8 protein-coding genes are annotated in these 12,789 nt (G+C 46.2%); 3 read left to right on the top strand and 5 right to left on the bottom strand.

Going from position 1 to position 12,789, the window contains the following annotated elements:
* Positions 1–12: 12 nt before the first annotated feature.
* Positions 13–861, bottom strand: a complete 849-nt coding sequence (locus QYF49_RS03095; RefSeq protein ID WP_290398161.1) for a DegV family protein — start codon at positions 859–861, stop codon at positions 13–15.
* 122 nt (positions 862–983) lie between these two features.
* Positions 984–1,955, bottom strand: coding sequence for an ROK family protein (locus QYF49_RS03090; protein ID WP_290398160.1), 972 nt, complete (start codon positions 1,953–1,955; stop codon positions 984–986).
* Between the two features lie 206 nt (positions 1,956–2,161).
* Here QYF49_RS03090 and QYF49_RS03085 point away from each other — a divergent pair, with 206 nt between their 5' ends.
* Entirely contained in the window at positions 2,162–3,964 is a 1,803-nt protein-coding gene (locus QYF49_RS03085; RefSeq protein ID WP_290398159.1) for an ATP-binding protein, read from the top strand.
* Positions 3,965–4,026: 62 nt separating this feature from the next.
* Here QYF49_RS03085 and QYF49_RS03080 read toward each other — a convergent pair whose 3' ends face one another.
* Positions 4,027–4,767, bottom strand: a complete 741-nt coding sequence (locus QYF49_RS03080; RefSeq protein ID WP_290398158.1) for a response regulator — start codon at positions 4,765–4,767, stop codon at positions 4,027–4,029.
* Positions 4,764–5,924, bottom strand: coding sequence for a sensor histidine kinase (locus tag QYF49_RS03075; RefSeq protein ID WP_290398157.1), 1,161 nt, complete (start codon positions 5,922–5,924; stop codon positions 4,764–4,766). The genes QYF49_RS03080 and QYF49_RS03075 overlap by 4 nt, the downstream gene beginning before the upstream one ends.
* A gap of 324 nt (positions 5,925–6,248) precedes the next feature.
* Between QYF49_RS03075 and QYF49_RS03070 the strand changes: the two genes are divergently transcribed.
* Both QYF49_RS03070 and QYF49_RS03065 read left to right on the top strand, forming a co-directional pair.
* Positions 6,249–6,884: a YigZ family protein gene (locus QYF49_RS03070; RefSeq protein ID WP_290398156.1), complete on the top strand. Its 636-nt coding sequence runs from the start codon at positions 6,249–6,251 to the stop codon at positions 6,882–6,884.
* Positions 6,885–6,988: 104 nt separating this feature from the next.
* Positions 6,989–8,053: an LCP family glycopolymer transferase gene (locus QYF49_RS03065; RefSeq protein WP_290398155.1), complete on the top strand. Its 1,065-nt coding sequence runs from the start codon at positions 6,989–6,991 to the stop codon at positions 8,051–8,053.
* A 334-nt stretch (positions 8,054–8,387) separates the two neighbouring features.
* Here QYF49_RS03065 and QYF49_RS03060 read toward each other — a convergent pair whose 3' ends face one another.
* Positions 8,388–12,620 carry a GH92 family glycosyl hydrolase gene (locus QYF49_RS03060; RefSeq protein ID WP_290398154.1) on the bottom strand — a complete coding sequence of 1,411 codons (4,233 nt, stop codon included), beginning with the start codon at positions 12,618–12,620 and terminating at the stop codon, positions 8,388–8,390.
* Between the last annotated feature and the right edge of the window lie 169 nt (positions 12,621–12,789).

Genomic DNA, 12,789 nt, shown 5'->3' with positions numbered 1-12,789 from the left:
CCGTTTGGTTATTTAATTTTTCATCCAGGTGATGCCGATCGAGCCTTCACCAAGGTGGGTGCCGATGACAGGACCGAAGTAATCGATCGCGACGGTTGCATTTGGGTATCGTCCCTGAATGTCGGCTGCGATTTCTTTCGCCTCTTCTTCCCGCTGGGCATGGATCACACTCACTTGCAAACGCTCATCGGGTGTTACCGATTGTTCCATGAGCTGATGAATGCGTGCGATCGCTTTTTTCTTCGTGCGGATTTTTTCGAAAGGTACGATCTTTTTATCCTTAAAATGAAGAACAGGCTTGATCTGCAGAAGATTTCCGACGAGAAGCTGAGCCGCGTTCATTCGGCCGCCGCGGTGAAGATGATTCAGATCATCGACCACGAAGTAGGCCGGAATTCCGCGTTCTTTGATACGGTTCAGTTCCTCCATGATTTCCTTTCCGTCCGCTCCCCCATTCGCCAACTCCACTGCTTTGTATGTGTAATAAGCCTGCGGAGAGCAGCTGATCTCGGAATCAAACACATGAAGCCGGATGCCTTCCACCATGTCTGCAACGCTTAGGGCGCTTTGATATGTACCGCTGATGCCGCTCGATAGGGTGATCATGATGGCTTCGTCATAATCCTGTGATAATCGTTCGAGTGTGTCAGCCAGTTCGCCGATGGACGGCTGTGATGTTTTAGGAAGGGCACCTCTCTTTCCGACCATCTCGTAAAAATCATCTTTGTTCAGTTCCACTTCTTCTTTATACGATTCATTGTCAAAAATAACGCTGAGCGGAATCATTACAATGTTTTTTTCGTTTCTGATATGTTCTGGAATATATGCCGTGCTGTCTGTCATTATCGCTACCTTGCTCATTGGAATTTCCTTTCCTGACAGTATTTCGTCCATTGTCTCATCTACGTTAGTAGTTTACACGAAACAGGCGCCGTTTTCATTAAAACGGCGCTTTCTTTTTCCATATTTACTTTCGCTAACCTTCATCCATTTCCTGCCTGAACCTTTCCCTCTTTATCCATCAGCTGGCAAAGAGCTAGAGCCCCATAGAGCGGTGATTGATCCTTTAAGCCGGCAAGAACCACCTCGGTAGGACACGGAACCCACTCTTCCAGCATGCTCTTTATTTTTCCAAGGAACCAGTTGCCCGATTGAGCGACTCCTCCGCCGATGACAACTGTTTCAGGATTAAGAAGAGCAGCAGCATTTATGATGGCGATCCCCATATGAAGAATGCCCTCCCGGATCGTACCCTGGGCGAGCTTGTCCCCTTCCTCCGCGAACTGAAACACATCAGCGGCTCTCAGTTGGTTGAGGTCTTCCTCGGACACTCCCCCCTCCAGCCGCTTTCCTTCCCGATAATGATGGGCGATAGCCACACCACCCATTTTGCTGCTTAAAAAGCCGTAGCCTTCCTTGATCGGAACAAACGAACCGGATGCTGCTTCTGGATCACTGATCATGTGGCCGACCTCACCTGATGCCCAGTTTGCTCCGCGATAGACCTTGCCATCAATCAGCAGGCCTGCCCCAATGCTTGTTCCAACCATGAACAGGAGGACATTTTTCTTTCCCTGTGCAGCTCCGTAATAGACTTCGCCCAGCAATCCGGCATTTACATCATTATCAATATGAACAGGCACACCCAGCCGTTCCTCCGCTTCTTTTTTCAGCGCATAATCCTTCCATTTCAGATTGGGGGCACGAAAAACAATGCCCTCCTCTGGATCGATCACGCCGGGTGCTGCGATTCCAGCCGAAACAATATCCCCCCAGCTTACGTTCTCTTCCTCTGCCATCTCCTTAGCTTGTTTCGCCAATTCTATAAGAACACCGGAATCCACAAATTCCTGTGTCGGAAATTCTCTGTTCCCCAGCATTGTGCCATCTTTAAAAAGGGCAGTCTCCACGTTCGTTCCGCCAATATCTGCTGTCAAATAATATCCTTTTTCCATTCAGCCCACCACTCCTGTTTTTCTTACTTATTACCCCAGACGGGATCGAAAAAAACAGGACTTGGCCACAAGGCTGATACCAATTGCAAAGAAGGTCCAATGGACCCAGGAAAATATTTGCAAAAAATTGTGATTAAAAGAAGGAAAACGTCGAAATTGTAAGAAATTAGTAAATTATATTCATGTATAGGAGGTCCTTTCATACTATGCAGCATAATCTATATATCGTTGCTCTATCCGTCGTCGTTTCCGTCGTCTACTCTTTCGTTGCTTTAGATTTTGCCCGTAGAAGTAACCGGAAAACTAATCATTCCCGCTGCTTTTGGCTGTTCAGCGCTTCCCTGACGATGGGTATCGGGATTTGGGGTACGCATTTTGTCGGGATGATGTCGCTCAACATGTCCTTGACAGCCGCCAATCATATTTCCGCCATCAGCCAGTGCATGCTCATCGCTGTTGCCGGAGCGTACGGAGCCTTTTATTTTACCCAGTCCTTTCATAAAAAGAGCAGTGTCTTACTTTCTTTTTCCTTCATGGGGTCCTGTATCATTGCCCTTCATTATTTCGGTATGAAAACGGCGGCAATGAACTCAAGTCTTCACTATGACGTTCTTGTATCCAGCCTCGCTGCTGCAGCTGCCTATCTATTTTCAGGCATCGCTCTCTACCGACAGTTTTCTGTTCCCCATCCTTCATCATTCAACCAGGTCATCAACAGTCTGTTCTTGGCTGCGTCTTTGACCGGTCTTCACTATATCGGTGAAAAAGCGATGCTGATGAAGTCTCATCACCTTTTTCTTGCCATGCATGATCCAAGTCTCGGAAGCCTCTCTTTAATCGCCACAGCTATTGTGATCGTAGCCTCCTTGTTCATTACACTGCTGTATGTACTTGGAGCAATGAATGATCAGCAGCTGAAGCTGAAATCCTTGCAGCTGGATGAAAGTGAACAGCGCAACCATTCCCTGATCGCTCTGAATCCGGACGGCGTCTATATGATCGGTAAAGACAGAAGGTTCACAGGGGGCAATCATGCTTTGGAAAAGATCACCGGCTACTCTGCACTTGAACTGGAAGGTACTCTCTATACCTCTCTCCTGGCCTCATCGGAAAAAGAAAAAACAGAAGAACTGTTTCAGCGGACCCTCGCCGGTGAACCGATCAAACGGGAGGTGCTCATCCAACATAAAAACGGGACTGTATTTGAAGCAGAGATCACTAACATCCCTTATTTCGTGAATCACAAACTGACCGGCATCATCGGTACGGTTAAAGATTTAACAGAAAGGAGATGTATGGAGAGAAAGATCCATCAATCAGAAAAATTAGCCGTTGTCGGGGAGCTGGCTGCCGGGGTCGCCCATGAAATCCGAAATCCTCTTACCTCCCTTAAAGGGTTCACACAGATGTTTCTTGATCACCCCTCGATGTTCAACTTCACAGAGTACTTACACATCATGCTGGAGGACATAGAATCGATCAACGAGATTACCAATGAATTCATGGTGCTGGCCAAGCCGCACATGACGGTCACCACAGTGGTTGAGTTCCTTCCTTTGATCAACCAGGTCATCCGGCTTCTCACCGGACAGGCCAGCCTCAACAATGCACAGATCGATACTCAGTTTTGCATCGACAGAGCGACCGTTAAATGCGAAGAAAACCAGTTAAAGAAGGTTTTTGTCAATGTGATCAAGAACGCGATCGAAGCGATGCCTGGCGGCGGCAAGGTAACGATAACGGTTACATCAAATCCAAACAAAAATTTGCTGATTCAGATCAAGGACGAAGGTATGGGGATTGCCGATGGCCACCTGAACCAGCTCTTTCATCCTTTTTTCACGACAAAAGAGAACGGCAAGGGGCTCGGCTTGATGGTCGCCCAAAAGATTTTGGACAACCATCAGGGGCATCTGCACTTCACGAGCACCGTTGGAGAAGGGACAATCGCCGAGATTTCGCTCCCGGCTGAAAGTGTGAAGGGGTTTCCAAGCCCTACCGCCAGTTAAGTAAGGAGCTGAAGGATAAAAAAAAGCCCGGCTCCATAAAGAACCGGGCATCTCAATCGTATTTATTTTACTTTTACCCAGCCGTTCTTGATGGCTTCAACCACAGCCTGGGTTCGGTCGTTCACGTTCATCTTTTGGAGAATGTTGCTGACATGGTTCTTGACCGTCTTCTCGGAGATGAACAAGTCTTCTCCAATTCCGCGGTTGCTTTTTCCATCAGCCAAGAGCTGCAATACTTCACATTCACGGCGGGTCAGAATATGAAGCGGTTTGCGATACTCCACTTCAGTAAGACCGATATTGTTCGGGTTGTTGGCATTGTTCTTCGTCGATGTTGATAAACGGCGGAACTCATTTAAAAGATTGTAAGTGATCTTCGGATGAAGGTACGCTCCGCCTTCTGCGACTACTTTTACAGCCTCGATCAAAGAATCAGCATCCATTTCCTTCAGCAGGTAGCCAGAAGCCCCCGTCTGGACGGCATGGGATACATACGTTTCATCATCATGGATGGAAAGGATGATCACTTTCGTTTCGGGAGCCTTTTCGACCAAACGGCGTGTTGCTTCCACACCGTTGATGTGCGGCATGTTGATATCCATCAGCACGACATCAGGATGATGCTCATTTACGATATCTTCAGCCTCAGAACCGTCATCTCCCTCGGCTACGACTGAAAATTCATCCTCCATATCCAGGATGCGCTTTACGCCCTCCCTGAACAATCGATGGTCATCAATAATTGCAATTCTTGTTTTATCCGGTGCCGCTGCACTGGATTCATAAACATTTAGACTTCTCATTCTGAACCCTCCCGATCTCGTATAGGTATTTGAATATAAACGCCGGTTCCGATATTCAAGCGCGAGCTGATTTTCAGTGTGCCTTCAAGCAGTTCTACGCGCTCCCTCATTCCGATCAGCCCAAACGAATTGGTCTTCTGCGGAACACCTGCATCGAAACCTTTACCGTCATCTTTTACAAATAAGGATACATTGCGGTCCGTAAATTCGATCTTCACCGAGATATGTTTCGGATCGGCGTGTTTGCATGAATTCTGGACAGCTTCTTGAATCAATCGAAATAACGCTATTTCCATCTTCGTATGAAATCTCCGCTCATTTCCCATGGGTACGAGCTCGATTTCAATTCCGGTACTTTCCTGGACGTTGCGCAAGTATTTTTTTAATGTAGGGACGAGTCCAAGGTCATCGAGCGCCATCGGCCGGAGATCGTAAATAATTCTCCTGACTTCCCTTAAGGAGGCTCTGACCATCTCTCGTAAGTCTCTAATTTCAGTTACTGCAGCCTGTGTACCTTTTTCATTGAACACTTTTTCAACCAGCTCGGAGCGGATTAATACATTCGCCATGAGCTGGGCCGGACCATCATGAATTTCACGTGATACCCGGCGGCGTTCTTCCTCTTGAGCTTCAATGATCTGAAGGCCAAACTCCTGCTTTTGCTTGGCATCCTCCACAAGTTCATTAATCTTTAATAAATCTCCGCTTAAATAATTCAGGACGACCGAAATCTGCCCAACGAGCGATTCAGCTTTAGCCACCGTCTCTTTCAGAGCATTCAAGCGCCTTTCCAAATCGTTCCGTTTTTCGCGCAGCTGTTTCTCCGTCTGGCGGGCAATCGACATCTCGATCTGAATGGCATTTGCGCTTTCATAGGCCTCGCGAATGTCGCCCTCACTGTACTTTTGAAAGTGTTTGCTTACCTGAGCCAGCTTTGACCTGGCGATCTTGGACCTTTCTTCAAGCAGGTCCGACCGGTCAATGGCTTCGAGCGCTTTTTCTTTGACATCTTCAAGCTCTTTCGCCAGCCGCAAAAATTCCTGCCGCGATTCCTCGCTGATATCAAACACTTGAGTCTGGCTTACTTTAACGGTATTGATGGTTTCTGTAAGAATGCCATCTAAAAGCTTTGGATCGATTTGTGTTTTAGCTGCCATCTTGTAAATATCCTCCAATTAAAACGATAAAGAAGAACAGACTTTAGTTCTAGAACCATCCTACCTAAATTGGACATGGGACTTTCTTACCATAAATCCAAATAAAAACATTTATTCCATAAATCATTCGTATGAAAAAGGAATTTTATGTCTATTCTGCATAGAAATTTGTAGGAAAGTTGCTTGCGCCTTATAATGAAGGATAGCACTAAATCCCCTCAATTTGTAGCTTTTTTGGGATAATTTTTAAGTGAACTTTACATTTTTTCATTACCATTTATTTTACGATTTATTTAAATCCATTACTAAGGAGCACGCTGAAAAATGTTATCCAACTATTTTACCGTCAAAGAAACCGGCGAGCATGAGATTGTCATCGAGCGGTCAAGGTTCATCGCTCATTTCGCAAGGGCAACGACTGAAGCTGAAGCGATGGAATTTATACAAAGCATCAAAAAAACCCATCATGGCGCGACCCATAACTGTTCTGCCTATCTGATCGGGGAGCACGACCAGATTCAAAAAGCGAACGATGACGGAGAGCCGAGCGGCACTGCTGGCGTTCCGATGCTCGAGGTTCTGAAAAAAAGAAGATTAAAAGATGTCGTCGTCGTAGTTACCCGCTATTTCGGCGGAATCAAACTTGGTGCAGGAGGATTGATACGCGCTTACGGAAAAAGCGTCAGCGAGGGTTTGAACGCCATCGGAGTGGTAGAACGCAAACTGATGCAAATTGTCCATACTAAGATTGACTATACACTTCTCGGCAAAGTCGAGAATGAGTTAAGATCCTCTCCATACATTATCAAAGAAATTAACTATCTTGAGCAGGTTGAAATTCTTGCGTATGTTTCTGTGGAAGACGTACAAAACTTTAAAGAATATTTAATAAACCTCACAAATGCGCATGCTACAATAGAAGACGGTTCAATGGAATACTTGGAAGAAAAAATCTTGTAGTTCTATCCCCATTTATTTCAGAAAGTGTCGAAACCTATGGACTGTAGGGTTGAATTATTGAGAGATCAATTAGGGAACTTTCCCGTTAAAGTGAGGAATAAAACATGAGCTATTATAATGAAGAAAGGCAGCCGACACGGCTTGTCAGAAGGAGAGTAAAAAAAAGAAAACGCCGTCCATTCCGGCGATTGATCCGCATGTTTCTTGTTCTCCTTGTGCTTTGTATGCTCGGTGGAGTCGCTTATGCCGGATACTTGGCCTACAAGGTGAAATCCACAGCGGATGAAAGCTACAAAGGCCTTGCCCATGGCAACAAATCCGATCTTCGCATGGATAAAGTCACAATGGGTAAAGACCCTGTCACGATCTTGCTGATGGGTGTCGAAAACTACAAAGGGTCACCAGGCCACTCTGATGCTCTGATGGTCCTAACCATTAATCCCGATACGAAAGAAGCGGCGATCGTCAGTATTCCACGGGATACAAGAACGTATTTGCCGGTGGAAGGCCGCAAAGACAAGATTGGCCACTCTTATGCATACGGCAAAAAAGGGCATAAAGAACAGGCAACGATTGATGCAGTTGAGCATTTCCTTAATGTACCGATCGATTATTATGTCCGTACCAACTTCCAAGGGTTTAAAGAGGTCGTAGATTCCGTCGGCGGAATTACCGTAGACGTGCCGTTCGACTTCTCTCAGAAAAACCTGAAAGGCAAGAAGATCTACTTCCACAAAGGAAAGATGGATCTGAACGGCGATGAAGCTCTTACGTACGTTCAGATGCGTAAACAGGATAAACGCGGGGATTTCGGCCGCCAGGAACGCCAGCAGCAAGCGATGAAAGCCGTAGCTGACAAAGCGCTGTCCATCAAGTCGATTTCAAGGGCGGACAACCTGTTGAACTCTGTAGGAAATAACGTTCAAACGAATATTTCACTCAAAGAATTGTTCGGTATGAGGAACTTCTACAAACAAATTCAAAGCAAAGAGCTTGAACGCATGAACATTGGGGGACAAGATGAGTACATCAACGGTGTTTACTACTTCAGCCCTGATGAGCAAGTCGTTCAAAAAGTAACCGATCGAATGAAAGAGATCCTTGATTATAAAGGCAATGGCTCCTCTTCCGCTGACGGCAGCAGCGATAGCCAGGGGACAGGAGAATAAGAAAGTAGAAAACCCGCCAGATTTGGCGGGTTTTTTTATGTTTTCTGCTTGTTTATTAGAGTTTTATCTTATGAAAATGATTGGTTTTGTGATTAATAAGTGAATTTCCGTGAGTAAAGAGTCCATTTCCGTGAGTAAAGAGTCCATTTCTGTGAGTAATTCGTGTCGAACCGTGAGTAAATGAAGGATTTCCGTGAATAACGTCCCAAAGCTGGTCCCTGATCAAGGAAAAAAGTACGTTTCCCCCTCATGTAAGGCTCTCATCCCCTTATTTAACCGCTTTCAACCCTTTTCCCAGGGAAAAGAGAATAAGATAGTAGAAACTCGCCAGGTGCTAATTTACAACCTGAAGGAGGGAAGACATCAAAGCGTGGGCATCTGCATCCAGTTTCCTTATTGCCTCCTTCGATACATACTGTTGGGAGTCTCTCTGATTGAGATGATTGATAAACTTCTGCATATAGCTGCCTGACAATTTGTATAGTCCTTTTTCATAAAACAACTGTGCGCTGCTCAAATCTTGTTCAAGTGCGCTTTTTAACTTACCATTCAAGTCTCCAGATTGAAAGAAATCGTCAACACTCTTGTTCATCTCGTTAAAATCCGAGGTTAGATCTTTCCCCAGCAGCTCAAGTTCAGCAAGTGAGGTGCTGCCGCCGCCGTTGTTTTCCGTAATTTCAAGCTTGTAGTACATGTATTGGCCAGGCTGTTTGACGGAAAATGCCCGTGTTTGAAGACGCCATGTGAAATGCTCGTTTTCCTTCTTATCCAGCTCCACCCAGCGTTTTCCGTCCACGGATCCCTTTAAGACCCAGCTCTTTGGATCCGAACGCTGCGGATCGGAGTCACCGGATGGACCAGCGGCTGACGTCATGGTATACATCTGCACTGTTTTTGCATTTTTGAAACGATACTGTATGGCCGGCCGCTTACTGTTCAGATTTTCAGCGGTAGTCGACGTGTTATCAAATAAAGCCTCTACTTTTCCACCTTGTGCTTCACTGGCTTCTCCTGCTTGATGGTCTGTGAGGTCGCCCATGGGTTTTGGCTGCAGGGAGGATCCATCTGTCGAGTCCTGTGTAATGGAAGCTGGGGCATCCTTTTTACCTCTTCCCCATTTCGAAGGCTTAGAGCCCATATCAAAGTCCAGTCTTGCGCCCTTTGCCAGGTCTGAGTGAAGAATAAACGTTTTGCTGTAGCTTTTTCCATTAACCTTCAAGCCCTGAACATATTTATTCTTTTTACTGTTTTTAGGAGCATGGATGACAATTTTCTTCCCATTTTCCAATTGAATGGTTGCTTTTTTGAAAAGTGGAGCTCCGATGGCATATTCCGGACTTCCCATCTTTAAAGGATAAAAGCCCAATGCACTGAAGATCTGCCATGCTGACATCTCTCCGTTGTCTTCGTCACCAGCATAGCCCTGCCCGATTTCACTCCCGATGTAGAGGCGGTCAAGAGCCTCTCTCACCTTCTCCTGTGTTTTCCAAGGCTGGCCTGCATAATTATACATGTACATAATGTGATGGGAAGGCTGGTTGCTGTGTCCATACATGCCCATGCGCACATCTCTAGCTTCTCTCATCTCATGTATGACGCCACCATATTCACCTGCATGCAGGGCTGTTTCTGGAGTGCTGAAAAAGTGATCCAGTTTTGCCGCCAGGCCTTTTTTACCTCCATACAGATTAGCAAGGCCCTGTCCGTCCTGCGGTGCATGGAATGCCATGTTCCACGCGTTCGTTTCGGTGTAGTCCCCGCCCCATTCTCTCGCGTCGAATTCCTCTCCGTTCGCCCGCCATTCACCCGAAGGTGCTCTGCCGATAAAGAATTTCTCATCACGATTGAACAGATTGACATAGTTTTGGGATCGATTTAAATAATACTTGGCATCTGTTTTATATTGAAGCTTAGCTGCGTCGTTTTTACCGGCGGTTTCACTCAGCGACTTTGCGAGATTGGCAATACCATAGTCATTGATGTAACCGTCCATGGACCAGGACAGTCCCTCTCCGGTAGCTGTATTGGTATACCCGTCAAAGATGGACTTTGCAAGGCCTTTGCGCCCTGTTCCAGGATTGGGGCTGACGGTGGAAGCATTTTTTATGGCGGATTGGTAGAAGCTTTTAACGTCGAAGTTGTGAACACCTTTTAGATAGGCATCAGCAAATGCTACATCTGAACTCGTTCCAACCATCAAGTTCGCATAGCCTGGTGATGACCATCTGGAAACCCATCCTCCATCACGGTACTGCTGAACGAAACCATCAATCATCTCGCCCGCCTTTGTAGGTGTGAATAAAGAATAGGCTGGCCAAGTGGTGCGGTACGTGTCCCAGAACCCATTGTTGACGTACGTTTTTCCATCCACGATTTTTGCTCCTGTTTGAACAGGCGAGCTTTCGCTGACTGGCGGAGAAAACGGGCTCGCATACTGATAATGAGGTTCTTTTATCGTCCCCGTATTTTCAAAGCCGGAGTTCGGATATAAAAACAGCCGGTACATGTTAGAGTACAAAGTTACGAGCTGATCCTCACTCGCCCCTTCTACCTCAATTTTGTTCAGAAGGCTATCCCATTTTTTCTGTGCTTTTTGTTTTATGGAATCGAAAGTGTCCTCCTGGTAAATTTCCTGTTCAAGATTTTTCCTGGCCTGCTCCACAGAGATGAGGGACGTGGCCACTCTCATCGTAACGGCCTTTTGGTCTTTCGTATTAAAACGTACAAAAGCGGTGACCTTATCCCTTCCTTCGCCAGTCAGCATGCCGCTGTCCGTGATCGGCTGATCAAACTTCGCATAGACGAACATGCGCGAAGCACCTGCAGAAAGGCCGCTTTTGACATCTGAATAGCCTTTGACCTCGCCTTTCTCTTTGTCGATCTGTATGCCCCCGTTGTTGTTCACATTGTCAAAAATCAGGCTGGAGCTGTCGCCTTTAAATGTGAACCGCTGCAAGGCGGCATGGTCGGTAGGTGTAATTTCCGTACGGATTCCATTGTCAAAGGTAACGCTGTAATAATGGGGTTTTGCCGTTTCATTGGAATGCTTAAACGGCAGTGCCCTGGCCTTTCGATCAGCGTCCGGTTTTTCTTTCGCAGAATCGGATGGCATGACCTGAAAGGTTTGGCGGTCGCCCATCCACGGACTTGGCTCATGGCTGATCGAGAATGCCTGAATCTCCGGCTGATTATTTGCATTATTGTTCTGGTTATAGCTATACAGCCAGCTTGTGGAACCTGCATCAGTTACAGGCGTCCAGAAATTAAAGCCATGCGGAACAGCGATTGCCGGAAAGTTGTTTCCTCTTGAGAACGTACTGTTGGACTGTGTGCCCCGCAAAATATTGACATAATCTGAACGATGATCGTAAGCTTTGCGCACCGGCGTTCCATCAATTTTGATATCGTCGACAGAACCTTTAAAAACGGCTGGGCCTTTCGGGTTATCGTAAGCAATGAGTATTCGTTTGATCGTTTTCCCGGCAGCTGCAGCCCCAATATTAGAATGCTTGTAGTTCCACTGATTCATATAAAGGGTTTTAGATTTACCTTGTGCTTGGGGGCTTACCTGGATTCCATACTGATCGTATGCCTGGAGATCATGAAGATAGGTGCCGTCCGAGAAAGCCAGGTCTACGGCCGCATATGAGCTCGAATAGTCATTTTGGTCACTGTCTGTAAACTCGGGATGTATGTAGTAGGAGAGCTCGGTTTTCCGGTTCACTTCAATGTTTACATCTACTATTTTATTGTAGGAATACGCTCTGTCTTTCGGAAGATGCGTTCCTGAATAGGTTATGGCTTTTGTCCCCGTCCAGCCGGCCTTCGTTTTTGCGGTATACGAAGTTGAAGGGCCATTTCCTGGCTCGGACTTCATATCGGCAGGCTGCGGTGCGGGTACGTCAATCCCGTTGGATAGGGCGATCTCAGCAATTTGTGTGAGGTTTTCTCCTGAGTTTTTCAAAATATTGATGCGGTAGTAGAGGTATTTGGTTTGGTTCTCAAACGAGTAGAGTTTGCGTTCAAAGCGCTTTGGAAAATCCTCATTCGTTCTCGTATCGAGAGCAGTCCAGCTTTTTCCGTCGTTGGAACCGGCGAGCTGCCAGTCTTTCGGGTCCCTGCCGTCATAATCGTTGGCAGATGTTAAAGCATACTTAACAACGGCTTCCGGTTCTGACAGCTTAAGCTCAATCCATCCTGTTGGCTCAAATGCGAGCCATTTTGTGTTCACATCTCTGTCAGTCAATTTCTCTCCAATCTCATTGGGCGGGTTTTCCGCGCTCACCGTCACCTTTTCCACTTTATGAGTGATGTCGCCCTGGATGCCTTCATACCGAATGTTTCCATCGATTCCAGAAGACATTTTACGGCCTTCTGCATCGGTTTCCACTGTATTTTCCCAGGAAGGCTGAGGCTGGTTCTGCTCAAATGAGGTATAGAAGTCATCGACACCCTTCTCTATCGTATGGGTTAGTGCGTTCACAGGCTGACTGACAGGGAGGGTGAGAATCGATGTAAGGAATATTGTGGACGTGAATACAGAAAGCATTCTTTTCTTATTGTTCAAAACGTTACACCTCCAAATGATTTTGACCGCTTGCGATATCATAACAGCTTAATAAAGTACACCTCCTTTGTTTAGTTGGATTTAAAGCTTAGTGACTAATAAAGCCTGTCCGCCTAAAAAACGTGTGATAGGCGGCGTCATTCCTATGGAAGCGTTTACATATACTTAT

Source organism: Fictibacillus terranigra (assembly GCF_030412265.1).
In the GTDB taxonomy this organism is placed as follows: Bacteria; Bacillota; Bacilli; order Bacillales; family Fictibacillaceae; genus Fictibacillus_C; species Fictibacillus_C terrinigri.
The sequence above is the reverse complement of the archived record's forward strand: the minus strand, read 5'-3'. Positions and strand labels throughout refer to the sequence as shown.